The sequence below is a fragment of the Bradyrhizobium sp. 31Argb genome (assembly GCF_043638955.1).
In the GTDB taxonomy this organism is placed as follows: domain Bacteria; phylum Pseudomonadota; class Alphaproteobacteria; order Rhizobiales; family Xanthobacteraceae; genus Bradyrhizobium.
In genome coordinates this window covers 1-26,073 of sequence record NZ_JBEGDB010000003.1, presented here as the reverse complement: position 1 = coordinate 26,073, position 26,073 = coordinate 1, and the positions used below count along the sequence as shown (strand labels likewise).

27 protein-coding genes are annotated in these 26,073 nt (G+C 59.4%); 9 read left to right on the top strand and 18 right to left on the bottom strand.

Annotated elements, in window-relative coordinates:
• Positions 1–13 precede the first annotated feature (13 nt).
• The gene (locus AAFX91_RS01035) at positions 14–511 is read left to right on the top strand and encodes a hypothetical protein (protein WP_245475691.1); all 498 of its coding nucleotides are present in this window, start codon (positions 14–16) and stop codon (positions 509–511) included.
• The gene (locus AAFX91_RS01030) at positions 502–960 is read left to right on the top strand and encodes a hypothetical protein (RefSeq protein ID WP_130577341.1); all 459 of its coding nucleotides are present in this window, start codon (positions 502–504) and stop codon (positions 958–960) included. Before AAFX91_RS01035 ends, AAFX91_RS01030 begins: the two co-directional genes overlap by 10 nt.
• On the opposite strand, the gene AAFX91_RS01025 is transcribed toward AAFX91_RS01030, so the two are convergent.
• From AAFX91_RS01025 to AAFX91_RS01005, 5 genes are all read right to left on the bottom strand, one after another.
• Positions 926–1,639, bottom strand: a complete 714-nt coding sequence (locus AAFX91_RS01025; protein WP_130577340.1) for a response regulator transcription factor — start codon at positions 1,637–1,639, stop codon at positions 926–928. The two genes, AAFX91_RS01030 and AAFX91_RS01025, sit on opposite strands and share 35 nt — an antisense overlap.
• 144 nt (positions 1,640–1,783) lie before the next feature.
• The gene (locus AAFX91_RS01020) at positions 1,784–1,981 is read right to left on the bottom strand and encodes a hypothetical protein (protein ID WP_394565293.1); all 198 of its coding nucleotides are present in this window, start codon (positions 1,979–1,981) and stop codon (positions 1,784–1,786) included.
• 746 nt (positions 1,982–2,727) lie between these two features.
• Entirely contained in the window at positions 2,728–3,621 is an 894-nt protein-coding gene (locus AAFX91_RS01015; protein WP_394565292.1) for a hypothetical protein, read from the bottom strand.
• A gap of 184 nt (positions 3,622–3,805) precedes the next feature.
• Positions 3,806–5,866: a DUF1217 domain-containing protein gene (locus tag AAFX91_RS01010; protein ID WP_394565291.1), complete on the bottom strand. Its 2,061-nt coding sequence runs from the start codon at positions 5,864–5,866 to the stop codon at positions 3,806–3,808.
• 215 nt (positions 5,867–6,081) lie between these two features.
• On the bottom strand, positions 6,082–6,441 hold the full coding sequence (locus AAFX91_RS01005) for a hypothetical protein (protein WP_245475660.1): 360 nt from the start codon (positions 6,439–6,441) through the stop codon (positions 6,082–6,084).
• 519 nt (positions 6,442–6,960) lie between these two features.
• Here AAFX91_RS01005 and AAFX91_RS01000 point away from each other — a divergent pair.
• Complete coding sequence (locus AAFX91_RS01000) at positions 6,961–8,187, top strand: cupin domain-containing protein (RefSeq protein WP_394565327.1); 1,227 nt, start codon at positions 6,961–6,963, stop codon at positions 8,185–8,187.
• A 110-nt stretch (positions 8,188–8,297) separates the two neighbouring features.
• Here the strand turns inward: AAFX91_RS01000 and AAFX91_RS00995 are convergent, their stop codons facing one another.
• Together AAFX91_RS00995 and AAFX91_RS00990 are read right to left on the bottom strand one after the other, a co-directional pair.
• Positions 8,298–8,708, bottom strand: coding sequence for a thiamine pyrophosphate-dependent enzyme (locus AAFX91_RS00995; RefSeq protein ID WP_394565326.1), 411 nt, complete (start codon positions 8,706–8,708; stop codon positions 8,298–8,300).
• Positions 8,663–9,949, bottom strand: a complete 1,287-nt coding sequence (locus AAFX91_RS00990; RefSeq protein ID WP_394565290.1) for an alpha-keto acid decarboxylase family protein — start codon at positions 9,947–9,949, stop codon at positions 8,663–8,665. The genes AAFX91_RS00995 and AAFX91_RS00990 overlap by 46 nt, the downstream gene beginning before the upstream one ends.
• 201 nt (positions 9,950–10,150) lie before the next feature.
• On the opposite strand from AAFX91_RS00990, the gene AAFX91_RS00985 reads away from it, so the two are divergent.
• Complete coding sequence (locus AAFX91_RS00985) at positions 10,151–10,366, top strand: hypothetical protein (protein ID WP_394565289.1); 216 nt, start codon at positions 10,151–10,153, stop codon at positions 10,364–10,366.
• A gap of 64 nt (positions 10,367–10,430) precedes the next feature.
• Here AAFX91_RS00985 and AAFX91_RS00980 read toward each other — a convergent pair whose 3' ends face one another.
• Complete coding sequence (locus tag AAFX91_RS00980; protein ID WP_394565288.1) at positions 10,431–11,252, bottom strand: AraC family transcriptional regulator; 822 nt, start codon at positions 11,250–11,252, stop codon at positions 10,431–10,433.
• A 144-nt stretch (positions 11,253–11,396) separates the two neighbouring features.
• On the opposite strand from AAFX91_RS00980, the gene AAFX91_RS00975 reads away from it, so the two are divergent.
• Complete coding sequence (locus tag AAFX91_RS00975) at positions 11,397–12,407, top strand: pyridoxamine 5'-phosphate oxidase family protein (RefSeq protein WP_130577165.1); 1,011 nt, start codon at positions 11,397–11,399, stop codon at positions 12,405–12,407.
• A 129-nt stretch (positions 12,408–12,536) separates the two neighbouring features.
• On the opposite strand, the gene AAFX91_RS00970 is transcribed toward AAFX91_RS00975, so the two are convergent.
• The 5 genes from AAFX91_RS00970 to AAFX91_RS00950 all read right to left on the bottom strand — a co-directional run bounded on the left by AAFX91_RS00970 (position 12,537) and on the right by AAFX91_RS00950 (position 17,486).
• Entirely contained in the window at positions 12,537–13,055 is a 519-nt protein-coding gene (locus AAFX91_RS00970) for a GNAT family N-acetyltransferase (RefSeq protein WP_394565287.1), read from the bottom strand.
• 241 nt (positions 13,056–13,296) lie between these two features.
• The gene (locus AAFX91_RS00965) at positions 13,297–14,304 is read right to left on the bottom strand and encodes a transporter (RefSeq protein ID WP_394565325.1); all 1,008 of its coding nucleotides are present in this window, start codon (positions 14,302–14,304) and stop codon (positions 13,297–13,299) included.
• A gap of 234 nt (positions 14,305–14,538) precedes the next feature.
• On the bottom strand, positions 14,539–15,969 hold the full coding sequence (locus tag AAFX91_RS00960) for a DUF1254 domain-containing protein (RefSeq protein WP_394565286.1): 1,431 nt from the start codon (positions 15,967–15,969) through the stop codon (positions 14,539–14,541).
• 151 nt (positions 15,970–16,120) lie between these two features.
• A complete protein-coding gene (locus tag AAFX91_RS00955) occupies positions 16,121–16,789 on the bottom strand; it encodes a hypothetical protein (RefSeq protein ID WP_394565324.1) in 669 nt (222 codons plus the stop codon).
• 208 nt (positions 16,790–16,997) lie between these two features.
• Complete coding sequence (locus AAFX91_RS00950) at positions 16,998–17,486, bottom strand: helix-turn-helix domain-containing protein (RefSeq protein ID WP_394565285.1); 489 nt, start codon at positions 17,484–17,486, stop codon at positions 16,998–17,000.
• Positions 17,487–17,596: 110 nt separating this feature from the next.
• Here AAFX91_RS00950 and AAFX91_RS00945 point away from each other — a divergent pair, with 110 nt between their 5' ends.
• Positions 17,597–18,646 (top strand): helix-turn-helix domain-containing protein, encoded by a 1,050-nt coding sequence (locus tag AAFX91_RS00945; RefSeq protein ID WP_394565284.1) that lies wholly within the window; start codon positions 17,597–17,599, stop codon positions 18,644–18,646.
• A 65-nt stretch (positions 18,647–18,711) separates the two neighbouring features.
• A complete protein-coding gene (locus tag AAFX91_RS00940; RefSeq protein ID WP_394565283.1) occupies positions 18,712–19,578 on the top strand; it encodes a hypothetical protein in 867 nt (288 codons plus the stop codon).
• A gap of 74 nt (positions 19,579–19,652) precedes the next feature.
• Here the strand turns inward: AAFX91_RS00940 and AAFX91_RS00935 are convergent, their stop codons facing one another.
• Genes AAFX91_RS00935 through AAFX91_RS00915 form a run of 5 tightly spaced genes read right to left on the bottom strand, consistent with a single transcriptional unit; the run spans position 19,653 to position 24,276 of the window.
• Positions 19,653–20,537 carry an alpha/beta fold hydrolase gene (locus AAFX91_RS00935; RefSeq protein ID WP_394565282.1) on the bottom strand — a complete coding sequence of 295 codons (885 nt, stop codon included), beginning with the start codon at positions 20,535–20,537 and terminating at the stop codon, positions 19,653–19,655.
• Positions 20,538–20,559: 22 nt separating this feature from the next.
• Positions 20,560–21,978, bottom strand: a complete 1,419-nt coding sequence (gene hydA, locus AAFX91_RS00930) for a dihydropyrimidinase (RefSeq protein ID WP_394565281.1) — start codon at positions 21,976–21,978, stop codon at positions 20,560–20,562.
• A complete protein-coding gene (locus tag AAFX91_RS00925; protein ID WP_394565280.1) occupies positions 21,978–22,751 on the bottom strand; it encodes an aspartate/glutamate racemase family protein in 774 nt (257 codons plus the stop codon). Before AAFX91_RS00925 ends, hydA begins: the two co-directional genes overlap by 1 nt.
• On the bottom strand, positions 22,748–23,212 hold the full coding sequence (locus AAFX91_RS00920) for a GntR family transcriptional regulator (protein ID WP_394565279.1): 465 nt from the start codon (positions 23,210–23,212) through the stop codon (positions 22,748–22,750). Before AAFX91_RS00920 ends, AAFX91_RS00925 begins: the two co-directional genes overlap by 4 nt.
• Entirely contained in the window at positions 23,209–24,276 is a 1,068-nt protein-coding gene (locus tag AAFX91_RS00915; RefSeq protein ID WP_394565278.1) for an MFS transporter, read from the bottom strand. Before AAFX91_RS00915 ends, AAFX91_RS00920 begins: the two co-directional genes overlap by 4 nt.
• Positions 24,277–24,610: 334 nt before the next feature.
• Between AAFX91_RS00915 and AAFX91_RS00910 the strand changes: the two genes are divergently transcribed.
• Positions 24,611–25,225 carry an SRPBCC family protein gene (locus AAFX91_RS00910; RefSeq protein ID WP_394565277.1) on the top strand — a complete coding sequence of 205 codons (615 nt, stop codon included), beginning with the start codon at positions 24,611–24,613 and terminating at the stop codon, positions 25,223–25,225.
• A gap of 31 nt (positions 25,226–25,256) precedes the next feature.
• A complete protein-coding gene (locus AAFX91_RS00905) occupies positions 25,257–26,066 on the top strand; it encodes a cyclase family protein (RefSeq protein WP_394565276.1) in 810 nt (269 codons plus the stop codon).
• Positions 26,067–26,073: the final 7 nt, after the last annotated feature.

Sequence of the window (26,073 nt, the reverse complement as noted above, 5' to 3'; positions counted from 1 at the left end):
GATGAGCGCAACGATGAATCAGAATAACGAGCAGCAACAAACGCTTGAAATCCTCGAGGCGCAGGCGACGACTGTTTCCGAGGGAGGCGGTTTGCCGGCGCTGTCACAACAAGCCTTGCCCGAGCTAACGGATGCGCAGGATATCGCGGCTCAATGGCTCGGAACCAACTCCAACGCGTTGAATGCGATCGAGCGGCTCACGGCAACCATTGACGAGGAGACGGACAAGCTTGAGAGCCGGACGCAAGTCGATTTTGATTCCTTTAGTCAGCGCAAGAATCGTGGCCTGCTTGAACTGACAAGGGCGATGCGCGTGACACAGGGAATCGAGTTCGACCCGCGGGTGGTTGCGCACCTGACGCGCCTGCGGGCAGGCCTTGTAAGAAATCAAGCCGCACTACAAATGCACCTCGATGCCGTTCGCGAGGTCTCGGCGATTATCGCGAGGTCGATCCAGGAAGTTGAATCGGATGGCACATACTCATTGATGGGGCAGGGTGGATGCAAATAGTCAGGCTGCTCGTGGCAGGAGTCTGGGCCTGCATCGTCACCGTCGGTGCAAGCTTGGCTCTGTCTTATTGGAAGGAAGGACATGCCGCGCCTGCGGCCAAGCAGGAATACGCGGGCGGCCTCCTCTATGAGAAGACCAGGGTAATCAACGTGCCGATGATCGCGGAAGGCAGCGTCCAAGGCTACATCGTTGCACAGTTCGTCTTCACGGCCGATGCTACAGTGCTTCGTCAGTTGCCGGTGCCGCCTGAAGCCTTTGTTGTGGACGAGGCATTTCGGAAAATCTATTCCGACGAGAATCTCGACTTCAAGAACCTCGCTCGATTCGATCTCGCCCACTTTGCACGTACGGTCAGAGAGCACGTCAACAAGCGCCTTCAGGCTGAGGTCTTGCAGGACGTGCTCGTCCAGGATTTCAATTATGTTTCGAAGGATCAAATTCGCCGTTAGACCGCCTTCTCAAGTCGTCGAGCCGGTATCCCATATAGCGTTTTGACTCGATCGGATCGTAGCCGAGATGGTTGCGGAGCTTCTTGCGAAGCTTGCTCACGTGCCCCTCGATTACGTTTTCGTCGAAGCTCGAGTCGAAAAGACCGTAGGTCGCATTGAAGAGCTGGGTCTTTGTAAGCCACTTTCCCTGGTGCGCGACCAGATGCTCGAGAATGCGCAGCTCGCGACGCGGCAGGGCCAGCGTTCTGCCGCCGATTTCCGGATCCCGGCCGTCAAGAAAAACGTGGATCAGGCTCGTTGGCGTTTCGGCTGATTGACCGCCGGTTCGTCGTCGGATGACGGCCGTGCGAACGAGTATCTCGCGAACATGGATCGGAATATGGACAACGTCGTCAACGCCGGCTTCGAACAACTCGATCGTATCCCGGAGCTGCTTCAGGTTGTTCAGGGCGATGATCGGTGCGTGAGACTTGTTGCGGATGCTCTTGGGAATGCTCGTTCGATCCGAGCAGTCCCCCAGGATAAACGCCCCGATTGCCATTACGTCATTGCCGACGGCGGATTGCAGCCATTCGCGAAAATCTTTCGATGAGAAGCCGATCGAAACGACGCCTTCGCGATCGAATCCAGCCGCATAGCCCCGTGTAACGGTCTCCCGATCATCGATGACGATGAACATGTGGATGCCCCTGTTTGCCCTAGATAGTTGTTGTGGAGTCGAGCAGGCGTGCTCGCTCCGCTTGGTTACGCAAAACAACAGGTACTGACACGATACAAATTACTGAGACCGAAACACGCGCGTCTGGTTCGCTCGAAAGCTTGATCAGGTGCGGGTGGTGCCGCCATTTGAGGCGATGAGGAAAGTTGCCGTGGTGATGCTGTTCGGCAGTCTTTTGGGATTCCTCAGCACTGTTCGTGCAGTTGCAGTCTGGTCTCGATACAACCGATCGAAATTGCGGCGAGAAGCGAACAGCGTCTTGTTGTTGAAGGTCACATCAAGAATGAACATCAGCTCGCGCACTGTCGAATCGGATCACGTCCATTACGTCGAAGTGGAGTATGATCGTCAAGCAATTGAACTAGGCATTTACTGCGAGACAACTCATCAGCGAGTAGATGTTGCTTTATTGAAACGCTTACTCAACCAATCTGCTCGGAATACTTGGCAATGTGCTCCTCTAAGTTGAGACAAAGGGAGAGAATTCTTCTGCCGACCGCAGCGCCACGAGTGGCGATCATCGTCCTGAAACCGTCGCGGAACATATCCGTGTTTCGATGAGATCATTTTCCGCGTGCGTGAGTCAGATTCTTCGTCGGTTGGGCAACTGTGACGTTGTCGAATTGCTGAAGGCACTCCACAATCATCAGCCCAATCGCGGCCGCGGCGTTGAAGTGGCGTTGCTGGCACGAGGATCATCATGAGGCGACAAGAGACCATCGCTTGATGTGATGGAAATTGGCCGAAGTGCGGCCTTGCCTTGGTGAGCGCCCGACTACGATGAGTGGCAAAACGTCGCGCACGCCGGAGATGCGATAGATGGACTGCCGTTCGTCGCGCGTTGCACGAACAGGCGTATGTCTGACGATCGACATGCAGACAGCGCGTCGCACGGCACGATCACGGCGCGAGTGGAACCTGCGGAAAGTTGGAGCATGTCGTACCTGCATTGCAACGCTATGCACGCTAGCGGTCATATCGGTGATGCACGCTAGCGTGCATATCGCGCGAATTGACTGCGTCATACGATCGGTCGTGCAGCAGCCACATCAACGCGCGGAAGGAACGACGCCCTTGCTGGTCCTTACCTGCCAGCCGCCGTTCTCGTTTTTGATTTCCTCGATGCGACCCAGGTTCGGCACATCCTGGCCCCGAGCAACCTCGATCACACCTGCTGGTCCTTCAATTATGGCGACGCCCTCATAAGCGCGCCGCACGCGCCAGCCCTGGATGATCTCTCGCCGCGCACTGGTTGGCCGCGGCTGCGGCTGAATGGCGCCAGTGATTTCGGGGGATGAGGCCGCCGCCACGGTTCGCGCAACCGGCGGCTTTGCTTCGGCCATGCGCTCGACTCTGGTGGCCGATATCGACTGATCTCTTTCGACGCGCTCGACGCTTTGGACCAGGCGGCCAAATCGGTCGCTCGAGGCTCGGTTTGCGGTGTCGAATGCCGCGCGGTTCGCCGCGACGTCACTTGATAGCGTTGCAACGTTGCGCCGCAGTTGCGACATCGCCTCACGGAGGTTGCGAAGCTCGGTATCGGATGCGGTGTTGATGGCAATGGGCCGCAAGACCAGGAAGGCGACGCCGCCTATGGAGATGAAAGAGGAGATCGCGACGATCACTGCGAGGGTGACGAACGGCGCCATCCATGTCCGCGGCTGCGGCTTCTTGACGACGAGTGTGGCGGCCGGGATGGGCGTACGCGCCTTGGGCCTGACAGGCTCTGGCCGCGGCATTGTGCGGGTGCGCTTCATGGTGGCGAGCGCCTCCTGGGCGAGCAGCTCGTCAACGGTAGCTGCGGCCACGCGAGGGGCGGCGGCTTTCGCCTTGTTGCCGGGGCGCGTCTGCGATGCGCCGCCCTTGCCGTCCTCGGTGGCGGTTGGCTGCGGGGCAGTCGGTGTCGCTGGGGCTGCGGTCTCGTTGGTTGCTGGTTCGGCCATGGTTTTGTCGGCGGACAGGCAAATCCTGATTTGCTGGATAGCAAGCGAACCTTGCGTGAAACCTACGATCCCCTGGGCCACCGGGACGTGATGTTGGTGTTAGCAGCGGATCTTCCGCGATCGCAGCAGTCCGTCAGGTGCGCATCCGGAATGCAGCCTCCATATTGCCGGGAGCTGCGGCTGTTCAACGTTGCTTGCCCAACAGCGCGATAGACAGGAGCGTGTCTTGACTGATGCCTGCGCCTGCCCCTTGCAGGATGGCGAGCGCTGGTGACGTGGCCTGGCTGCTGTTGTTCTTCACGTCGTACATCGCAGTAAACCGCTTTAACAGCGCTGCAACTTTCTCCGGATCGGCGAGATCCTTCAGGTTGAGGTGTTTTTCTACGATCTTTGCTTGCTGATCGACGTCCATGCTTCCCATCTCGTCGGGCAGATTGTAGGTGGTTCGAAACACCTGCGCGAGAGCCTGGTCAGCAAGGATATCGTATGCGGACGTGATCTGTGCGGACTTTCGTTCGAAATACAGCGCCAGGCGAACACCCGCATTCGCCTCTCCCTGCTGCGCTTCCAACGTTTTCTGGAGGTAGCTGTTCTGCGTTTCCAGGAGCTGGTCTCGCCGCTGCGGTCCTATTGTCTCTATCCGGGCGACGTTGCCTTTCTTGTCGAAATTGAACGATGCCGCGATCTCGGCAAAGCGGGAGTCGCTGGCGGTGTTTGCGAAGCTCTTGGGATCGTTCAGATCGGAATTGAAGATCTTCTTGAGATAGTCGTTGGTTACCTTCGCGGGATCCAGGCCGTTTGCGACGAGAACGATATCGACCAATTTCCTGTCCGAGAGCAGCTCGGAAACGCTCTCGATGCCTGCGATCGTGGTCTGGTAATACTTGGCGTCCTTCTCAGCCTTTTGTCGAAGGCTGTCCTTCTCCGCGGCGCTTGCAAATCGCGTTTTTGCAACGATGTAGTCCTTGACGATCTGCGTGACTTCAACCGAGTTCTGCGCCAGCAGGGGCGTTGTCAGGTCGCCCTTGCCGTCAAAGTTGAAAGCATGCGCGAGCTGTAGGTATCGGTCGTCTCCGAGGGTATAGGCATAGCTTGTCGGGTCGCTCAGATCGCTGGTGAGCACAGCCTTGATCGTGACCGGCGAGACTTTTTCCGGGTCGAGGCCAGCCGCCTTGAGTGCGAAGTTATAGACGTTCGGCGTCGACATGAACTGTTCAACTGACTTTATCTTAGAAATATTGGCCCTGAACTGCGTGATCGCGAGGGTTTCATTTTCTTCCTCCGCGTCGAGATATTCTGCCCCCTTGGTGAGAACGAACTTGTCGTTGGTGCTGGTCCGGTTCGCGTCGGTCTGAGCGGATGTGCCGGAAGCAAGCGTTCCATCTGCCGAAAACTCGAACGCGCCGGCGAGATCGAAATAGTGGCCGATCGTGGAGAGAGAGTTTTGGTAGCTCGATATGTCTGCCTTGCTTTGCGCCAACCGGTTTGTTTCGGTCGTAATCTTCGCTCTCAAGCCTGTCACATCGGCGCCAGGTTGCGATAGCTGCGCCATGTACTGCGCAATTTTCGAATTGGCATCGGTGGCAACCGCCTGGGCTTGACCGAGGCTGGCATTGATCGCATCCTTCTGGGGACCCAAAACGGTGTTAACATAACTGTTTGGATCGGATGGATCGCTGCTCAAGACCTTCCGTATCGTGTCACGCGACCAGTTGCTGTCATCGATCTCGAACGCCTCAAACACATATGTGCGAAGGCGGTCGTCGTTCAGCAGATCATCGACGTTTTTGACCCTGCCGATCACGATGTTGTAGTAGCGCGTGTCTTCGTCGATTGCGTCAACCCGCCTCTGGACCGCTGCCGTGTACAAGCCGATCATCTCGTCAGTCTGGTTTGACGATTGCGCAACGGGCGTATCCGAGCCTGTGAAGGAAAATGCCGAAGCAAAATCCCGGAAGCGCTTGTCCGTCAGTTTGTTGGCGAAGCTGTTCGCGTCGAGGAGATTGCTCTCCAGCACCTTTTTCATGAAGGCTTTTGCATAGATCATATCCTCCAGCCCATATGCCTTCATCGCATATTGGTAGAGTCGATCGTTCTTCAGAAACTCGTCGACGGTTTTGACCTTGCCTATGTTGTCTTTGTAATAGGCGGCGCTTCGTGTCACGTCGGGCTGCTGCGCAACTCGCGTCAGCGACTGCTGGAGGTTGCGCACGACGGAATTGTAGCTGGCGTACGTCGACACCATCAAGACATCCTTTTTTGGAAAGCTCTCTGATATAATGACCATCTTGCTTGCGTGAAGCTGGCAGGGATGCCGGGACAAGGCGGTCGCGCAGTATCGGCGGCTTCCGCGCCTGGGGATCAAGGTGGCGTCCGGCGAAAGCCGTTGGTGTTCCGCCAAGCCATGTTCCGACACAGACGTCACCGAGAGCAGGGCCGTATCAGTGTTGCGCAGGCTGGTCAGTTGCGCTGGGCCGTCCAATAGCCTGCGCAGCGCGCATTGCCGGAATGACCGCTCCAGGTTCCACGACCTGATGGACCGACGAGCCTGCCGGATCCGGAAGCGTATTTCTCGTGCACGGTCACGGAGGCGCGGACGGCGCCGGATCGCGCCACGCGCCCCCTGAAATTCACCAGATTGGGATGAGTGACGATCCCGTTGATGATGTTGACGGAGAAACTGTATGTCGGATCGCAGGGACCGTATTGCGTGACGAACAGGAGACTCCAGGGGCCGTCATAGGCAGACCGCGCGTCGGCATTGGTAACGAGGAGCGAGCCCATGCCGGCGATTGCGAGTGCGAGCAGAAGCCGTTTCATGACATTATCTCCGAAGGTTGCGCTGGTAACAGCGTGAACATCGTAAACTACGGATCATTGGCGATATCATCCGCAGCGATATCCTGACGGGGACAGATGTAGGCTGGCTTCCACAGGCGGTCCCGTAAAATCCCGTTAGGCCACCTCACTATGGCGTTACAGCGGATAGCAGCGGCCTTGCGGGCCGCATTCTGGTGGCGCCATGGCAGAGAGAATGCGCACCCGCTGAGGGCAAGCCGGAGGATGTTGCTCAGTCAGTCTACTGACGAAAAGCCCGGCTCTCGAACGCAAGACAATTGACCTTGGAATGGAGTTGCCGGCCCCCGCGGATGCGGCGGATGCAGGACGACACTGCTATCTTTTCAATTCTGCCGCGAGGACCGTGCGCCCATATACAGATGCATGGTGAACGGTCGCGCCCTGCATCCGCAGTCAGCAATCGATGACGCTGTGAGGATCTCGGGTTCCCGCGTCCGTGGCAGCATCCGTTTAGAGCTTCGAACCATAGGACATAGCATCATGGATTCCATTTCTCGTCGCCAAATGCTGGCAGCGACCGCTGCCGGGAGCCTCCTCACGACCACCGCTATCGCACAGGCTCAATCCGCAGACGCGGTCCCGCAGCCCCAGCGGCCGGGTCGCGGCGGCACCGATCCCGGTCCGCGAGATCTGACGCGGGACCGGCAAAACCCGGATATGCTCGTACCGCCCTCGACCGATCACGGCAGCTTGCCGAACCTACGCTTCTCGTTTTCCGATGCGCATATGCGGCTGGAGACAGGTGGCTGGACCCGCCAGGTGACCCGGCGCGAACTCGGCGTTGCCACGGCCCTTGCCGGTGTGAACATGCGGCTGAATGCCGGTGGCGTGCGCGAGATGCATTGGCACAAGGCTTCCGAATGGGCCTATATGCTTTACGGCAAAGCCCGCATCACGGCAGTCGATGCCAAAGGGCGTTACTTCATCGATGACGTCAGTACGGGTGACCTCTGGTTCTTCCCTTCCGGAGTTCCGCACTCCATCCAGGGCCTCGGTCCCGACGGTTGCGAGTTTCTCCTCGTCTTCGATGACGGCGATTTCGATGAAGACAACACCTTCATGATCGCCGACTGGCTCAAGCGCACACCGACCGAGGTGCTCGGCAAGAACTTTGGGGTGCCAGCTTCATTGTTCGACCAGACCCCTGAGGAAAGCCAGCGCTACATTTTCCCAGCTCCCTTGCCGGGCCCGCTCTCCTCGGACAACATTCCGGAAGCAACGCCCGTGCCGCAGAGCTTCAGTTCTCGGCTCATGGCCCAGGATCCCATCAAGACCGCGAGTGGGACGGTGCGGATCAGCGATTCCACCGTGTTCCCGATCAACACCACGACGGCCGCAGCACTGGTCGAGGTCAATCCGGGCGGATTGCGCGAGCTGCACTGGCATCCCAACGGGGACGAGTGGCTCTATGTCATCGAAGGGCAAGCACGCATGGGCGTGTTTGCAGGTCAGGGCCAGGCGCGCACCTTCGATCTCCGCGCCGGCGATGTCGGTTACGTGCCGGTCGCGATGGGCCACTATCTTGAGAATACAGGCCCTGGCCCGTTGCGATTCCTCGAAACGTTCAAGAGCCCTTACTTTGTCGACTTCTCCCTCGACACATGGATGGCATTGACGCCGCCGCCATTAGTGGATGCGCATCTTAAGCTCGATCGACAAGTGACGGATAAGCTACGTAAGACCAAGGCGCCGGTCGTGCCGGATTAGCCGCGGGTCGGTAGTCGTCGACACGCAGGTCATTGGAGGCATCGGCACACGATCGCCCCATCGTCCCGCGCTGCGGCCATCTATCGACTGCGCCGACGATAGACGGCCGTTCAGGACATGCGATACAGGGATTTCGCATTGTCGCGCAGGCGGAGCGGGAACGGCGGTGCTTCATCTGGTGGAGTGAGGACCTCGATGTAGACGCCGCTGTGTGCACCTGCGGCGTTCCGCAACGCTTGGTCGAGTTCGCCGCAAGTCGTCGCTCGCGCCGTCATCCAGCCGTCGCAACCTAATACCCGCGGCAGCTCGGCATATCGCCAGGATGGGACGTCGTTGTAGGCGATGGCAGGCTCCTTGGCGAGCAGCCGCTCGATGAGATAGCCGCCGTTATTCAGCACGAAGATCACCGGTTTCAAACCGAGACGAGCAAACTGACTGATTTCCTGCACCGTGAATTGATGAGAACCTTCTCCGGTCACGAGCACCATGCGTCGGTGTGGGGCGGCGGCAGCGGCACCCAGCGCGGCCGGCGTTGCCCAGCCGATCGATCCCCACAGTCCTGGTTATGGAAGCGCGCTCCCTGCGGCAGCCGCGCGAAAGCCAGCCCCATGGAGGCGGTGCCGGTCTCTGCGACGACGATGTCGTCAGGTCGTATGAACTTGCTCCAGCGTGAATATAGCGCGGCAGCCGTGATAGGATCGTCGCCACCGCCGCTTCCCGCGCCTAGCGAGTCGGCATGGGGCGGGGTGACGACATTGTTGTGCTTGCTCAGGCGCTTCGCAAGGGCGGCGAGCACATCGGCCATCTCGAGGCCGGAATGCGTGCGCCCCTGCAATGTGGTGTGGTGATGACCTATCGAAATAAGCCGCGCCGGATCCAGTTTGGCCGTGAAGGCGCCGGTGTTCAGGTCACTGAACAGCGTGCCGACGGCGAGCACAAGATCGCAGCTCTCGACAAACTGGCGCACGTTCTCGTTCATCAATCGGCCGGCATACATTCCGACATAAGCTGACTGGCTTTCGTCGAGCACGGATTTGTCGAGAAACATGGTGGCGAATGGCAAGCCGGATGCGTCGACAATCGCCTGCATTGTCTGCTGCAGGCCGGTACGCGCCACCAGGAGGCCTGGCAGGATGCACGCCGTCTTGGCCCGATCGATGCCTGACAGGATTGCATTCACAACCTTCTCGAGAAGGACGGGATCGCTTCCAGGAGCAGCAATAGGTTGAGCGCTTCCAAGCACGGGTCGATCGGCGAGATCGGCGGGGAAGGTCATGTAGACGGGGCGGAGGTGATAGAATGCCTCAAACAGAAGGCGTTCGGTCTCATATGCAGCATTCTGCGGCGTGATGACCGAGTGCGCGCAGACCACCGGTTCGCTCATCCGGCGGAACAGATCGAATTCACCGTTGCCCAGCGTATGGTGCAGCACGGAGCGCGCGGCTTGCGCAGACGTGGGCGGCATTCCGACCAGGTGGAAAACGGGGAGATGTTCGGCGTAGGCGCCGGCGATGCCGTTCAGCGCGCTGAGCTCGCCCACGCCATAGGTGGTGCAGACCGCGCCGGCGCCCTTGATCCGCGCATAGCCATCAGCGGCATAGGCGGCGTTGAGCTCGTTGCAGCACCCGATCCAACGCAGACCCGGTTCGCTGTACGTCGCATCGTTGAGCGGAAAGGAGAAGTCGCCCGGAACACCAAAGACGTCGGTGATGCCGACATCACGCAGCCGTGAAAGGATATGCTGAATAACGGTTCTGGGCATCATGCGGTCTCGTCAACAGTCGCGACAAAATCGAACGGTGAACTCGACCTGTGAGCGGTCTCGAATACCCATCTCGCGCAGGGTTTGATCATCAAGCGCAGCGAGTGCGCGGACCGCTCGCCTGACTTCACGCTCGTTTTCCCACTGCGTCCACAATGAGGGCGTGCTTGAGAGGGAAGTATTGAAAGAAGACCTGTCCACATGAAACTCCGCAACCTGCTCGCAGAAGTAAATGTGGTTTTCCTCTGTTACGGCACGATAACCCTGCGCGAAAATCTGGTTACATCGGCAATAATTGACCGTGCCGCGATCACAATTCACTCGGCGTTGAGCTTCCGGGGAAACTGCCGCTGGCAATCGAAGGTCGCCGACAAACTAAAAGAGAGATCTGTGCTTGCGCCTGTGACGGCTGCGTGATCGCCGCAACAACCCGATCATCGAAAAGGTGACAGAATGTTCCTGTGGCATCTCTCCAGTGCTTTCAAATCCGAGGAGACGCAAGCGGCCCCTGCCGTTCTGCCATATAGCGGCCTGGCGTTGTGCCGAGCGCCTTCCTGAACATCGTGACGAAACTGCCCGCGCTCTCATAACCGAGATCCATGGCCACTTGCTGAATCGTTGCGCCGCTCGCCAGCCATTGCAGCGCGAGCACGATGTTGAGCTGCTGCCGCCAGCGGCCGAAGGTCATGCCGGTTTGTCGGGCAATCATGCGCGCCAGTGTTCGCTCGCTAAGCCCGGCGCGCTTGGCCCAGATCTCCATCGTCCCCTGGTCCGAAGGATCGGCCATCATCATGTCGACGATCTTGCGCAGCCGGCGATCCGTTGGCATCGGCAGATGCAACTTGCCCACCGGCGCCACCGCGACTTCGTCGAGCAGGAGGGCCACAAGGTGCGTCTCCATGCCACCCTCGGGATAAGCAATCGGGAAACTGGCAGACCGGACCAGAAGCTCCCGCAGGAGCGGCGTGACCGAGATCGTGCAGCAGTTTGCGGGCAGGTTCGGTGCGACGGCGGGATCGATAAACGCATTATAGCCTTCGATCTCGCCTGCCGCCTTGACGCTGTGCGATACGTCGCCCGGAATCCAGATTGCGCTTTGCGGCGGCACGATCCAAAGGCCGCCTTCCAGCTCGCAGGTCAGAACGCCGCGCAATGACAGCAGGAGCTGCGCCTTCCGGTGACTGTGAAAATCGAGCTCAACGCCGGTCGTGACCGTCGTGATGCCGTAGGTGATCACGGCGCGCGCCACCTCATCCGGGTCGACGAAGCCAGTTCGGTCGCTCAGATCGGTAAGGATTGGCATTCCAATCGATTCCAATTTCCGTGGAAGTGCATTGGCAGGAATTCAGAATATAATGTCATAATTGGCTGATGTTGCCAATCGCGCGAAGGCCTATCCGTCCTAAGCCGTCATTGGCGCAAGCGCTGAACTCTTGGTGGATTTTGGATGAGCAAACAGATCGCCTCTGTCGCCGAACTTGAAGCGATCATCGGCAAGACGCCCCTGCCGATGACGCTCAAGGTGATTGATCATCTTGATGAAGGTGCGTTGCACTGGATCCGGCTTTCGCCGTTCAGCTTTACCGCCTTCGGTGACGCTTCGGGCATCGCGGTGACAATGGCGGGCGGAAAGTGCGGCTTCGCATCGGCCAGCGCGCACGAACTGCGGCTACCCACCGCGTTGCTCGATGATGCGGCACTCGCCCGGCCTGGTGTCGGGTTCGCCTCCCTGTTTCCGCTTCCAGGCATCACCGAGACGTTGCGAGTCAACGGAAGGGTGGCCGAGGTTCGGCACGACGAAATCTGTGTCGCGGTGGAGGAATGCTACGGTCATTGCGGCAAGGCTCTGATCCGCTCGGATTTCTGGACGGCTGCGCCGATCGCCGCGGCGCCATCGGATCTCTCGGCCTTCATCGCCGATTGCCGTTTCCTTGCGCTGGCCACCACGGACGCTCAAGGCCGCGCCGACCTCAGCCCGAAGGGCGATCCTGCCGGCATGATGGCGCATCTTGACGGCTCGCGGCTCTGGTTTGCCGATCGTCCGGGAAACCGTCGCGTCGATAGTTTTCGCAACATCATCGCTCAGCCCCGCGTCGCCGCCGCGCTGCTCATCCCTGGTTCGAGCCATATCGTGAGGTTGTCGGGGACAGCTCACATGACCGACGACGAAGCGATGCGCGCGCAATTCCGGGTGCAGGACAAGACGCCGGCGCTCGCCATAGGGATCGACGATCTCAGCGTCACGATGTCCGAAAGCCCCGCCCTCGTTCGAACGCATCTCTGGCCAATGTCCGGCCGCCCCGCCATCGACCCCGCGAAAGTCTTCACCGAGCACATCAAGCTCAACAAGGCCAGTGGATTGGGAGCCCGGCTTACGAGCGCTGCGTTGTCTGTTCCCGGTGCGACGGGCCTTCTGAAGAAGGGTCTGGAGCACGAATACAAAAATAATCTCTACTAGAGCGTTTTCGAGCGAAGTGGACACCGGTTCGCGTGAAGAAAACGCGTCAAAACAAGAATCTAGAGCGTCGGTTCTGATTCAATCTAGAGCATGATCCGGTCAAAGCAATTGCGAGCACAGTTCTACCTCTTAGGACGATCGGCCCCCGCGCACGGCTTCGACGCCATGCTCACCGGACGGCGGAATTGCAAACGCGAACATCGATAGTTGTACGTCAGGGGAGAATACGAAGGGTGTAGCGCCTATCTTGTTGGCGCCAAGACGGGCGTAGAAATCGACAGAACTTGGGCTCGAGTTGATCAGGATCACATTTCCTGCCATCTTTCTCGAAAGCTCTACTGCGGTAGCAAAAAGTCGCGTGCCAACGCCCCTTCGCGAATGGGCTGGATCGACAAAAATGCCCTCCAGGAGAATCAGGCCTCCGATTCCCGCCGGTCTTACGGCCACATAGCCGTGCGGAACGCCGGCTTCGCTGTCGGCAACAAAGACCAGTCCGGCGGCAATCAGCGAAAGGTTGACCTTGAGTGCGGGCATGAAGCGGACGATCGCATTATCGTCGTATCCGTCATTCCTGGTCGCGCGAACTGCGATTTGCGTAAGCTCCTCGGCTTCGTCAACACGTGCAGGCCTAACTGGATTATTTGTCATGATTGGTCCCTGCTCCAACATCACCCAAATAGCCGCCGCGGATCGAATTTCAAGGAGTGCAGGGGATGCAGCCAATTGCCGGTCCACGCAGCAAAGTCGCTGAGCGGGCATTTTTCAGCTCTGGGTTCAGGAGCCGACTTCGATCGAAGCCGCCGACGCGTTCATTCGGGACCAGCAGGCGACATCCGGAAGGGCGCGGCAAATCTGGCGATGTAGGCTCGTGTCACCGCCGTGACCATGATTATTTCGTCACGATCCGCCGGGTTGGCGTCACGGTGCTGGCCGGCGCCATTGGCGAGATCGAGAACGTCAGCCACGTATTCCAGCCGGCCGGGCGATTCTCCGCGGCAAATTCGCCATATCCCTTTAGGTTCAAATATCCCTGCATGTCGCCAACAGGAAAAAGAAAGCCGATCTGAGGACCGACTCCCAATACCCGGGATCGGAAGCCTCCTAGGACGGGGTGCGCGCCGAAATCATCGGTGATCTGCTGATAACCATACCCGACCAAACCAACGAGAAGCTGCTTCGATAAAAACTGAGAGGCACCCCAATCCACGTGGAAGTCGATACCGTTCTGATACTGCGTATCCTGATTCTTGAAATTGTAGGTGAAGCCCGCGACAGCAGAAAATTCATGCCCCGTCTGCGGATTGAAGTAGGTATAGCCGCCGCCGGTATCAACGGCGGCATGACCGATGCCGAGATTGGCGAGGCGGGTCGGACTGTACGCCCCAACGGGAATATCTCCCGTCACATAGGCCATGAAATTGTGCACCCCGGCGTTCCACTTGAGAGTTGCCTGCGGGTAAAGATCGCCGACCGACGTGATTGAATCGGCAATACTGCCTGTGCGCGTCATCGCCAGCGGGCCGACTGCTGCCGTCAGCGTTCCGTCAAGATTTGCGCTGGAACGCCCGAACAGACCGATTACGCCGATGGCAAGTTGTCCGCCCAGCACCGGGGTTGCGAACGTGTAGGTGGGATTGAGCAGCACGAGATCGGCCTGCGCATTCAGACGCAGGTTCAGGTTGACGTTCACCGCAGCGGGGGTCCTGCCGACCTGGATTTCCCGCGCGGCCGCCGTACGGCCAAAAGCGCTTACGCTGCTGTGATAGTAGACCTCGCCCATCGACCAGCCGGGAACCTGAGGGGTTGCTGCAAGGCTGCCGAAGCGGCCGGGAAGCCAATATGAAACACCACCTTCGTCGGCGTGGACGGTTGCAGACGGAATGGATGTCATCGCCATTGCCGTGGCGATGACTGAGTTTCTGAATCGGAAACGGATTCCGGGCCTTGTCTTGTCGCGCCTGTTGGACTGTCCCTTTTTCCGAAGATCAAGAAGCCACATATCACACCCCCGCCCTTTATGCGTATCGCGCAACGATCTTTGCTGCCCGCGTGATTTTTTTGGCGGTACAGCGCAAAGCCGGAACACTTCGGCTCAGACCGGCCCACTCGGGGCCGGCCTGAGTTCAAGTTCTCAAGCCCCGACCTTCCTGGCGGCAGGAACCGTCCATGTGCCGTTGATGATGGAGGGGTCCGTTTCCTCAGGCCAGTACATGCGGAGCATGAGTATGAAATCTCCCTCAGGGGCGGGAAGCCAGTTTGACTCCTTGTCTTTGCCCGGGGAGTCCTTTTGAATGTAGAGCTCGACCGAGCCGTCCGCGTTTTCCTTCAGGTCTTCACGAGCGCTGATCGAGTAGCGGTTGATCGGATTCTTCACGAAGAAGTAGCTGCTATCGTACATCGTGAGCGACCAGAATCCCTCCACAGGAGGCAGGTGGCCTTTGGGAAACCGCATGACGTACTTGTTCGCACCGTTGTACTTCTGATCATTCGCATCCTTTTGCGAAACCGGGTACACCGCATCCTGCGGACGATTGGCGCCGAGTCCGATCGCGGTCACCAGGGCTCGCATCGGATAGTCGGTGCCGTAGATGCCGGTTTTTGTTGTGAAGGCAAAGCCATTCTCATCCCTGATGGCTTTGTTGATCTTGAACTGAAGCATGATCCTGTCGAACGAGACCTCCGGTAAGCGCTTCAGGAAGTCCGCCTTGAGCTTGCTCTCATCAAAATCCTGTCCGGGGACGATTCCGATTCGGGCAAATTTGGCGAGCTGAGGCGCGTCTGCTTCTGATGGCGGATTGGTCTTCATAAGCTCGCACAGCAGCTTGAAATACGACGCCGCGTCCATGCGATTGACCTGCTCGCGGACCGCGGTCTTCATGTCGACCGACGGATCGACCTTTCCTGGAGGTGGCGTGTACGGCTTGCCGTAAGCACTGAGCGGTACGAGTTTGCACTCATCCTGCAGCTTGTGGACGGCGGCGTAATCCTCCGGCGTGCCGGTGCAATAGATGCGGCCAAGCAGCCACACGATATTGGTAGGCGATTTGTACTCCTTTACGCCGGCCGGCAGCGTGCCTTTCCACCCGGGTCCGGTGATCGCGTAAGTCTGCGCGCCGGTGCCGGTGGTGCGCTTCCCTGGGACTTGAAACACCGTCGTCCAGCCGTCCAGCATCGGCATCAGGAAATAGCGCCCCTTCATGTCCGGGATGCTGAGGACCCACGGCTCTTTCCCGACGTCGAAGAAGGAGGTTGTATAGAGAGTGTCCGCGTTCGGCGCGGTGACATCCCTGAACGAGGCGTCCGGATACTGGCGCAGCTTGATGATATGGCCCATCGGCCCCCGCGTTCCGACGGGTTCGGCAACATTGGTGATGACCCGGCGAGTCATCTCCATCGTCACCAACGGATAGCCGAAAATGTAGGCGTCGCTCGCGAGCCAGAAATCCTCCAGGCCTTGCCCCACGCCGAGGAAAGAATCCTGGGCAAGGACCGATCGTGTTGCGGCCGCTCCTGCCAGCAGCCCCATTCCACCAAACGCGAGGGATCGGCGGGTGATGTTCATCGTTTATCTCCTTCTTGAAACGAATACAAATGACGGCTGATGATTTCAGATGTGGCTCTCATGCCATGAGGCTGACAGCGACTGACCAAATGACGAGGCGGTCGGGATGAATTGCGCGGGCGGCAGCTACGATGCCGCCAGTCAGCGCAGCTCAATAGCAAGGCGGATAAGGATAGTATCCGCACCGGGGCGCGTAGTACGGATAGGCCGCGGCTCCGGCCACAGCGGCCGCTCCCGCAAAGGCCGCGCCTCGGTAGAAAGCACCGCGCCAGGCCGTTCGGCGCGCGACGCCCGCAAAGGACAGCGGAGTGAAGGGGCGGCCGATGATGTCGATAAAAACCGATGCCGGTCCATCAGCTCCCACAAGATCGCCTTCGAGAATATCGACATCGAAAGTCAGCTTGTCGTCCTCAAGCTTGGGCGATTTCAGCACGACAACGGCGTCGATCACCGACGATCCGTCTTTCTTGAAACCGGAAACCGTAGCGTTCGGTGGATCTTTGGCGAAGTTGTCGCTGCCGTTGCCCCAATCCTCGACAATTCGCGTCGTGAGATCGTGACCGGCGGCCCGAACAGGTCGATCGGCAAACACGATGGCATTCGGCGAAATTCCCGTCAGCACAAGCTTGCTGTCCTTCAAGCTCGCACCGCGCGAATTGAGGACGAAGAGGGACGGCACGACTTCCGGCTTTGCCTGGCCTATGGATTTCTCAAGCGGAATATGCGGCTTGCGTTCGGGTGCCGTTTGAGCAGAAAGTTCTTGGGGGCAGACCAGCAATCCGCCGGCGCAAAATGCGAATAGAGCAGCACGAAGTGTCATGGTTATTCTCTCCGTTGAAAGAGGGATTGTTTCTTTTCGGCCGGCTCCTATGGCTTTCAAAAATCGACCGGCGCATCTTCTTCTGCGCCTTCAAAAAAGTGGCTCCCCAGCAGCCGGGCAATCGGCAAGCAGCTTGGCTAAGCATTTCGCGCCAATTCAGATCGCGAGTCTTGCCATTTCGCGCCAATTGTCCGGATCAGTTCAGCGGTCAGTCGCAAGTTCTTCTGCGAAGGCGTGCCCGCTCCTGCTTACGGGCAAGTTGCTGCTGTCTGTAAACAACGGGTTGAACTTTCATCAAACGCACGAAAGTGCGGCTGAAGCTGCTTGCATTCGTATAGCCGAGGAATTTTGCGATATCGGACAGGCGCTTGCTTGAGTCCACGAGCAAGCGGCAAGCGATACTCAAGCGAACTTCCGCAAGCATTGCGCTGTGGCTTGTGCCCATGCGACCGAGATGACGCTGCAAGGTGCGCGTGCTGATTTTGCAGGCGCGAGCTGTGCCATCGAGAGTTGCGTCACCGTGTCGCAGCGACGCGATAATGGCCGCGCGGACCGCCCGAGCTGAAGGCAAACGGACAGCTCTCATCGGTTTGTGTGAGGCGTGAAGCCCATGTTCCCTCAAGAGAAAAACCGATGCTTCGAGCTTACACGCATTTTCAGGACCAATCTGGCCATCAGCCGCCAAAATGTTCGTCAAGTGGAATTATCTGTTGCTCGCAATGCATGGCACGACCTGACAATCGATAAGGCAAGACAGTTGCCAGCCTGCTAGTCTGCCACCGCGGCAGACTTCTTGGGCAGGTAGTGATGACCGTTATTCCATTGACCCGTTGCCAATTTCTCGTGCCATTTGCTGATATCCATTCAGAAATCGGCGGACCCACCGCGGCGCTTCTCGCCAAATTCCGGCTTCCTACCTCTTTGGAGGAAAAAGCGGATCACTACGTGCCACTGCTGCCGGCCGTTCGCTTTGCGGCGGCTGCCCAGGAAAAGCAGGGGCTGTCGGAGATCGCCTTTCGCGCAGCCCAGAGGCTCTCATTCGATCATTTGAGCGATGCCATGCGAGTTCGAATCCGGCATTCACCAACTCTGCTAGTTGCTCTTCAGCAGATGTGCAAGTGGGCGCCGGTCGAAGATACAAATCTGCGTCTATGGCTGGAGCCGTACGACGAAAGCGTGAAAATTTGCAGCAGGCTCATTGGAACGGAAGGTATTTCCCATCTTGAGATGTCCCAATGGCTTCAGAACATATTCGTCCTGCACATCGTTCGTCAGTTCGCGGGCGCGTGCTGGACTCCCAGAGTGATCGCGTTTGAAGCCAATTATGTACCGAGCAAGGAAGTTCAATCGCATTGGCCGGATACACGCTTCATGTCAGGTCAGAAAGCCTCATGGATCGAAGTGCCGCTCCAATTCTTGAGCTATCCCAATCGAGCAGATGTTGTCCGGTCTAATTTGCACGAGACAGAGCGGCAGCCTTTCAGCAACGACGTCGTCAGCATTCTCAAGTTGACTTTACCATCGTATCTTGATGAAGGAGGCCCGGCGATAGTGCAGGCTGCCGAGATGGTTGGACTAAGCGTCAGGAGTCTGCAACGGAAGCTCGCGCTGGCCGGGCTGACATACTCGGGCCTGCTTGAGCAGGTCCGCTTCAACAATGCGATGCAGCTTCTAAGCGATACCGAGAACAAGATCATCGACGTAGCATTCTCATCGGGCTATGCAGACCCTGCCCACTTTGCTCGCGCTTTCCGACGGATTTCCGGATTCACCCCGCGAGAGTTTCGGGAAAGGTCGAGGAGCGGACAGGCTGAGATCGACCTTCGCGCCTGCCAACTTGATGAAGATCGTCTCTAGAGAAGATTTACGCCTTGGATCCTCCTCAATGTAGCGGCGCAGAATTTTCGGCTTTCAGGCTGATCTTGAAAGCTGGACTGTGCGCGACATTGATCTTCTCCGCTGGGACAGCCTTTGGCGCAAATGATGACGACGGCGCTATCAGCGCATCGATACCGGCGGTCTATCTTGACCTGAGAACAATCTACGCGCAGGTGCCGGCAGGATCGCTCACATTCGGCTTTGGACGTCCAACTCTGTTCAATGCGTTGCAAACGCTCGCAACACCGAACCGCGCGGCGTTTCCGACCGGCCTGCCAGCAGCGAAATCTCTCAACGTGGATTTTCCGTTGACGGTCGATGTCACGGACAGCGTCTCGCTATACGCAGGCGTCTCCGGCAGCTCGACGGACTTCGGAAGCACTGGGTGGTCGTCCTTTCAAGTCACAAGCTGGAACATCGGCTTCCAGGCGGATCTCTACCAGCAGAACGGCGGGACCTTTCCTACCGTGACGCTGCAATCGACCATCACACAATCGATCCCCAATGGTCCGCTGACCACAACCTCCTTCAACAACATTCTCGAATTCGACTATGCTCTTGATCCTGATGAGACCAAAGGCTTCCTCGCCGGTTTCCAGGACACGCGCACTGACGTCGGCACTACGCTCGTGAAGATCAACCCGAACACGATCGCCTATGTCGGCGGCTACTATCAATGGTCCAATAATTGGAAATTCACCGGTCGTGTGGGCGTGCAGTCCTTCGAAGGGGCGCATCTTCTGGCCCTTGCGCCCATTCGGCCCTTCACACAACCGATCGTGCGGCTCGATCTCGATCGCTTGGACGATAACGACAATCGGCTGTTTGGCGTCACAGCCGAAATCATGTGGGTGCCGAAGCCCGCCTATCAACTGACGGTCAGAACACCCCTGTACGCAGTCCGCAATTAGCCGGCGCTCCTGGCGCGAGCCGACAAGCACCAAAACGACACTGTGTCTGCTGCTTTTTCAATCCACGAGGGCCATTAATCCTTCATTCCCGTGATCGAGGTGCTGACCGCCCGTGGATCGCGGAGGGGCCAGCGGCCGCAATCGACCTGGGCCAGGAAATCGCCGACGATCCGGTTGTACTCCTCCGGCTCCTCGATGTTGATCGCATGCCCCGAATTCGGCATCACCGCGAGCGCGGCGGACGGAATGCTCTGCTTCATGAGAATGCCCGGCAGCAGGCACGGCCAATCCTCATCGCCGGTGATAATCAACGTCGGCACGGTGATGCGCTTCATCTCCTCGACCAGCGAATAAAGCGAAGGCCTCTCCTTCTGCACCCCTTGCTGCGTGTTGGCCGATCCGACCGCCGAATGTTCGGCCAGCATGGTCTTGAACTCGGCGTGACCGCGCGGGTCCTTGTTCTGATATTGCACGCGTGTCGGCCCGTAGGCATAGCGCTCGGCGAACGCCGGCATGCCCTCGGCCCGGATCATGTCGGCGATCACGTCGGCTTCAGCGCGGAACGTCTCGCGCTTGTCGGGCTCGGCGCCGTAGCCGCAGCCGCCGATGCAAAGTGACAGCGCCCGCTCGGGATGACGCAGGCCGAAATGCAGGGTCGCAAAGCCGCCCATCGACAGGCCGATGATATGCGCCTGCCGCTCGCCGATATGATCGAGCACCGCGAGGATGTCGTCGGCGGCGCGTGCCTGCGAATAGGATGAGACCTGCTCGGGAACGTCGGACGGCGGGAAGCCGCGCGCGTTGAAGGCTATGCTGCGATAGCGCTTGCCGAAATGCCGCATCTGCAGCTCGTAGCTGCGCAGATCTCCGGCGAATTCATGGACGAAGATGACGGGACGGCCGGCTCCCGTTTCCTCGAAATAAAGGCGTACCCCGTCATCCGTCGTCGCATAGGGCATGTTGATCTCCCGCCGTCAGATCCTAAGGATGTGAAAAGTTGATCGTCGCCGCGGGCTTGCTCCGCGGCAGGTAGGTGCCATGGCCCTTCGCCCCGACCAGGACGCCATCGTCGACCACCACGCGTCCGCGCACCATGGTCAGCACCGGCCAGCCCGTGACCTCAAGCCCCTCATAGGGCGTGTAATCAGCGCCATCATGGATAAGCTCGTGGCGGATCGTGACCTTGCGCTTCGGATCCCACAGCGCGATGTCGGCGTCCGAGCCGACCGCGATCGTGCCCTTGCGCGGATAAAGGCCGTAGATCTTTGCGTGATTGGTCGCGCTGAACGCGACGAATTCGTTGAGGTCGATGCGGCCCTTCACGACGCCTTCCGAGAACAGGATCGGTAATCGTGTCGCCACGCCGGGAATGCCGTTCGGCACCCAGCGGAAACTGGTACGGCCCTTGGGCGCAAGCTTTCCCTTCGGGTCGTCATAGCGGAACGGGCAATGGTCGGACGAGAACACCGAGAACACCTTTTGCTGCAGGCCTTCCCAGCACGCCTGCTGGCTCGCGATGTCGCGTGGCGGCGGCGAGCACACATACTTGGCGCCTTCCATGTTGAGCTGTTCGAGATCGTTCTCGGTCAGAACCAGATATTGCGGGCAGGTCTCGCCCAACACGTTCAGTCCGCGTTGGCGGGCACGGCGGATTTCCTCCATCGCTTCGCGGTTCGACACATGCACGATCATGATCGGCACGTCGACGAGTTCGGCCAGCGAGATCGCGCGATGCGTGGCTTCGCGCTCGACTGGAATTGGCCGCGAGGTCGCATGGAAGCGCGGCGCGGTCTTGCCGGCGCGTTCGAGGCGATCGGTGAGGAAGCGGATGGCGTCGAAATTTTCCGCATGCACCATCAGCATGGCGCCGGTCTCGCGCGCGACCGACATGGTTTCGAGCAGTTCGCGGTCCGACAGCGCCAGCCCCTCATAAGTCATGAACACTTTGAGCGAGGTGTAGCCGTCCTCCACCAGCGCCGGCAGCTCCTGGCCGAGCACCTGCTCGGTCGGGTCGGTGACGATGAGGTGAAAGGCGACGTCGACGTGACATTCGCGCTCCGCCAGCGCGTGGTAGCGCCGCAGTGCCTCGCGCAGCGTCTGGCCTTTCTCCTGCAGGCAGAACGGCAGCACGGTGGTGTTACCGCCGAACGCCGCCGAGCGCGTGCCGCTGGCAAAGCCGTCGGCCATCACGATGCCGTCGCCGGATGGCTGGGCGAAATGCACGTGGCTGTCGATGCCGCCGGGCAGCACCAGGCGACCGGTGGCGTCAATGATGGTCTCCGCCGTGCCGAGATCTTGCCCCAGGGCCGCGACCTTGCCGCCCTGGATTCCGACGTCGCAGGCAAAGGTGTCGGCGGCGGTCGCAACGGTGCCGCCGCGGATGATGGTGTCGAACGGCATCAGTTGGACCCTCCTTCAGCGTCATGTCGCTTCCGATGCTCGATGACAGCGGCCAGCGGCTCCGCCAACCCAATGGTCGCCTTCGCATCGGGACGGCGGAATGTCCCGGCGACGGGCTTGCGCAGCTTCAGCACGGCGAGCGTCTCGGCCTGCCGCACCGCCGCGGCGATCGGATCGATCACCGGCACCGGAATGCGATGGCTGACCTTGGCAGCAAGGCCCGCCAGTGGCGCTCCGGAAAGAATGACGACATCGGCGCCATCCTGCTCGACGGCGCGGTTGGCGAGCGTCACCAGCATGTCTTCCTTCTCGGCCTGGACATCCGCAATGGAGCGGAAGCCGTCGTCGAGCGTCCGTATGCCGGCGCAACGCGCGCCGAGCCCATGCATGGCAACGCATTCCTGGTACCAGGGCGCGAGCGCGCGGGCGAACGTCACAATGGAAAATCGCTGACCGACCATGCAGGCGGTCAGCATCGCGGCTTCGGCCAGGCCCACGACTGGAATGTCAAACAGTTCACGCGCTCCGAACAGGCCTGGATCGCCGAAGGCGGCAATGATCGCTGCATCGATACCGGTGCTGGCCTCGGCCAGCATTTCCAGCGCGATGGCGCCGCCGATCTGCGCTTCGGCCCGGGTTGCGATATAGGGCACGCCGCGGCTCGCCGTCATCGCCGCCAGCTCGGTGCCGGGCGTGGCTACTTGCGCGCCGGCCGCATGGAGCAGGTCGGTCACCGCTGTCGTTGTGTTGGGATTGAGCAGCAGGATCTTCACGGCGCGGCCTTTCTCGTGATGCCGCGCATGTTGGGCCGGGCTTTCGCCGGGCCGGCATCATCCGTCTCGCCATCCAGCGTGGTGGCCATGATCTCGCCGGTGCGGCGGACATGGTGGCCAAGCAGCCGTCCGGCGCGGTCGGCGTCACCGGCCTTGAGCGCGGCCAGAATGTCCTGATGCTCGCGCACCGATTCATCCCATCGACCATGGACCGACAGGGCAAAGAAGCGCGCGCGTTCCACCCGCGCCAGCAAAATATCGTGCGTGGCCTTCAACACCGCGTTGCGGGCGAAGTCGACGATGGCGCTGTGAATCTGCTGGTTGGTCTCGAAATATTCGCGCAGCTCGCCGCGCTCGTGGTGCCATTCGATGCGCTCCTGTAGCGCCTCCAGTCGCTCAACGTCGCGCTCCACCATCCGCGTCGCGGCGAGCTCGGCGGCGCAGCGCTCGATCCCGCTCACCGCAGGAAGAACAGTGTGGAGGACAGCAGCACCACGACCGTGACCGGATCGCGCACATAGGCCACCAGGAAAATCGACACCGTCGCCATGATGGCGGCAATGCCGAACAGGGTGCGGAATACCAGGTTCGGCGCACCACCGCGGCTGCGCCAGGTGTCGCCGATCCACCCGCCGACCAGCTCGCCGACGAAGCCCGCGAAGAAGATGATGAAGGATGCGCCGCCGAGCACCTTGATGTCGAAATTGTGCACCTTGAACAGATAGGTCGGCATCCACGTCAGCAGGCCATAGAAGGTGGTGTTGAAGAACATCCAGCCTAGGCACATGCACCAGACCGAACGGAAGCGGAAATAGGCCATCCAGCTTCCGCCAGAGGAGGGCGGCGTGGCGGCGTCTTCCAGCGCGTGTGCCTGTTCCAGGTAGCGCGCCTCGGCTTCATTGACCGAAGGGTGCTCGCGCGGTTCGTTGTGGATATAGTACCACGCCCATAGGCCGCACAGCATCGTGCCGACGCCGGCGATGACAAAGGCAGTGCGCCAGGAATCGAAGGCCGCGATCAGCCACGCGATCACGATCGAGCCGAGCGCGGCGCCGAGCGGCGCACCTCCGTCGAGCAGCGTCGCGCCACGCCCGCGCTCGTTCTGCGTCATCCAGATGGCGTTGAGCTTGCCGCCCGCCGGATAGATCGGCGCTTCCGATGCGCCCAGCCCAAGCCGGGTCAGCAGCAACACCCACCAGTTGGTAGCCACTGCCGCGATCGCCTGGAAGGCACCCCAGAAGATCGTCGCCAGGGCGATCACGATCCGCGGCTTGTAATGGTCGGCGAGCAGGCCGCCGGGAATCTGCATGGCGGCGTAGGTCCAGAAGAACGAGCTCAGGATCAGGCCCTGCATCGCCGGATCAATGTCGAACTCCTTGGAGATCAGCGGCATCGCCACCGAGAGCGAGGCGCGATCGATGTAGTTGATCGAGATCAGGAACAGCATCAGCAGGAAGATGTTCCAGCGCACACCGGTCGGTCTGACGGCGCCTGTCGCTCCGATGGCGGACACCTGCTCGCTCATTGCTCCCTCCATGCCGGCAGACTTCCAGCGAGCGTCTCCATTGAAGTTCATTCGTCCCCTGACGTGGCCAAGTCTGGTCCAGTCGAAGATGAGCGGCAACAACATTTTGTATGCTGCATGCAATACGACATATCATACTGATATATATAATATTTCAATATCATTGTTACCTGCGGTGCTGAAATTTTATCGCGGAGCTGATTACGAATTGGGCGGCCGGCGGGGCCTGACCAAATGAGATTGCGTATTTCAATTTTGCTGTATAGATTTGAATACAGTTAAAAAATACATGAGATCGCTGAACCGGATGCTCTGACAACTTCCAAGGCAAGGCATGGAGATCAAGCAGAACTTCGTTGTATCGCAACCTTTCCCCACGGTGTGGACGTTCTTCCATGACGTTCCGAGCGTCGCCGCGTGCCTGCCTGGAGCAGAATATCTCGGTACGAAGGACGACGGCTCGATCAGTGGAAAGGTCTCCGCCAAAGTGGGCCCATTCCAGGCGAGCTTCGAAGGCGAAGCAAAGGTCAAATACGACGAAGAGGCAAAGAAGGTCGAGTTCGAGGGGAAGGGCGTCGACAGGAAAGGCGCCAGCCGCGGCAAAATGTCGATGCTGTGCACGCTTGTTCCAGAGGGAAGCGCCACTCGCGTTGACGTCCTCGCCGATGTCCAGCTCTCCGGAACCATCGCTCAGTTTGGGAGAACCGGGCTCATCACCGAGATCGCCAATCAGCTTGTCCGTGAATTTGTGAGAAATGCCGAGACCGAACTCGGCGCCAGAAGCGCCGCGGCGGCAGCCGAAGCAGGTAGTCCTCAGGCGGATTCGTTGACGAAGTCGGCCCCGCAATTCGCGCCTGGTTCGGGAGCGGTCAAGCCGCTCAACACCACCTCGCTGCTTCTTGCGGCTCTGAAAGGGTGGCTGAACTCGCTCTTCAAGAAGGCTGCGTAAGCCAATCAACGTAAGCAAAGGAATTCGCGCGATGAAGATCGTCGACCTGTCTCATCTGATGAATGTGCACACGCCCGGCTGGGTCGGATATGCCGGCAACAAGATGTACTACGCGCAAAATCTGCAGACGATCCACATCGTCGCGCAGCGGATCGATTCCGCGCTCCATGTCGGAACCCACATTGACGGTGCGATGCACGGCACGGATGGGATGGGCGACATGGCATCCTATCCGCTGGATTTCCTGGTCGGACCGGGCGCAGTCGTCGACGTGTCCAAGCACATGGAAGATTGGGCCGTCATCACTCCCGAAATGATCGAGAGTGCACCGGTTGAAGTAAAGGACGGCGACATCCTTATCATTCACACCGGCTGGCACCGCTATTGGGAAGGCAAGCCGCAGCAGGACCTGGTGAAGTATTTCTGCATGCATCCCGGAGGGAAGCAGGAGCTTCTCGACTGGATGCTGAAGAAGAAGATCAAATGGTTCGGGATCGACTGCGGTTCCGGCGATCACGCGATGAACACCACAATCCGGCGCATGCGGCCTGACCTCGCAAAGCAGTTCGAGGCCAAGGTCGGAATGAGCTGCGACGAGTTCTTCGGAAAGAATTCGTACACGCACAAGCGTTCGGGGCGAAAAGTCGTCGAAGACTATTTTCCGTTTCACTCGCAGGCATTCCAGGAAGGGCTCATTCACGCTGAGAATGTCGGCGGCGACATCGAGCTGATGCTGAACAAGCGCGCCGTCATCGGCGCGTTTCCATGGCGGTGTGCCGAGTATGAACGACAGCTTGGAGGTGGAAGTCCTCTATCCAGCCTGATGACGGCGAAGGATTAGCGAAGCG

What these genes read in the sequence shown, in the direction of transcription:
- AAFX91_RS01030 (WP_130577341.1), top strand. Translation starts at nt 502, where the DNA reads ATGCAAATAGTCAGGCTGCTCGTGGCAGGAGTCTGGGCCTGCATCGTC.
- AAFX91_RS00945 (WP_394565284.1), top strand. Translation starts at nt 17,597, where the DNA reads ATGACCGTTATTCCATTGACCCGTTGCCAATTTCTCGTGCCATTTGCT.
- hydA (WP_394565281.1), bottom strand. Translation starts at nt 21,978, where the DNA reads ATGCCGTTCGACACCATCATCCGCGGCGGCACCGTTGCGACCGCCGCC.
- AAFX91_RS01005 (WP_245475660.1), bottom strand. Translation starts at nt 6,441, where the DNA reads ATGAAACGGCTTCTGCTCGCACTCGCAATCGCCGGCATGGGCTCGCTC.
- AAFX91_RS01035 (WP_245475691.1), top strand. Translation starts at nt 14, where the DNA reads ATGAATCAGAATAACGAGCAGCAACAAACGCTTGAAATCCTCGAGGCG.
- AAFX91_RS00990 (WP_394565290.1), bottom strand. Translation starts at nt 9,949, where the DNA reads ATGCCCAGAACCGTTATTCAGCATATCCTTTCACGGCTGCGTGATGTC.
- AAFX91_RS00985 (WP_394565289.1), top strand. Translation starts at nt 10,151, where the DNA reads ATGAAACTCCGCAACCTGCTCGCAGAAGTAAATGTGGTTTTCCTCTGT.
- AAFX91_RS00910 (WP_394565277.1), top strand. Translation starts at nt 24,611, where the DNA reads ATGGAGATCAAGCAGAACTTCGTTGTATCGCAACCTTTCCCCACGGTG.
- AAFX91_RS00980 (WP_394565288.1), bottom strand. Translation starts at nt 11,252, where the DNA reads ATGCCAATCCTTACCGATCTGAGCGACCGAACTGGCTTCGTCGACCCG.
- AAFX91_RS00975 (WP_130577165.1), top strand. Translation starts at nt 11,397, where the DNA reads ATGAGCAAACAGATCGCCTCTGTCGCCGAACTTGAAGCGATCATCGGC.
- AAFX91_RS01025 (WP_130577340.1), bottom strand. Translation starts at nt 1,639, where the DNA reads ATGTTCATCGTCATCGATGATCGGGAGACCGTTACACGGGGCTATGCG.
- AAFX91_RS00970 (WP_394565287.1), bottom strand. Translation starts at nt 13,055, where the DNA reads ATGACAAATAATCCAGTTAGGCCTGCACGTGTTGACGAAGCCGAGGAG.
- AAFX91_RS00915 (WP_394565278.1), bottom strand. Translation starts at nt 24,276, where the DNA reads ATGAGCGAGCAGGTGTCCGCCATCGGAGCGACAGGCGCCGTCAGACCG.
- AAFX91_RS00935 (WP_394565282.1), bottom strand. Translation starts at nt 20,537, where the DNA reads ATGCCCTATGCGACGACGGATGACGGGGTACGCCTTTATTTCGAGGAA.
- AAFX91_RS01010 (WP_394565291.1), bottom strand. Translation starts at nt 5,866, where the DNA reads ATGGTGTCGACGTACGCCAGCTACAATTCCGTCGTGCGCAACCTCCAG.
- AAFX91_RS01015 (WP_394565292.1), bottom strand. Translation starts at nt 3,621, where the DNA reads ATGGCCGAACCAGCAACCAACGAGACCGCAGCCCCAGCGACACCGACT.
- AAFX91_RS00905 (WP_394565276.1), top strand. Translation starts at nt 25,257, where the DNA reads ATGAAGATCGTCGACCTGTCTCATCTGATGAATGTGCACACGCCCGGC.
- AAFX91_RS00965 (WP_394565325.1), bottom strand. Translation starts at nt 14,304, where the DNA reads ATGGCGATGACATCCATTCCGTCTGCAACCGTCCACGCCGACGAAGGT.
- AAFX91_RS01000 (WP_394565327.1), top strand. Translation starts at nt 6,961, where the DNA reads ATGGATTCCATTTCTCGTCGCCAAATGCTGGCAGCGACCGCTGCCGGG.
- AAFX91_RS00955 (WP_394565324.1), bottom strand. Translation starts at nt 16,789, where the DNA reads ATGACACTTCGTGCTGCTCTATTCGCATTTTGCGCCGGCGGATTGCTG.
- AAFX91_RS00960 (WP_394565286.1), bottom strand. Translation starts at nt 15,969, where the DNA reads ATGAACATCACCCGCCGATCCCTCGCGTTTGGTGGAATGGGGCTGCTG.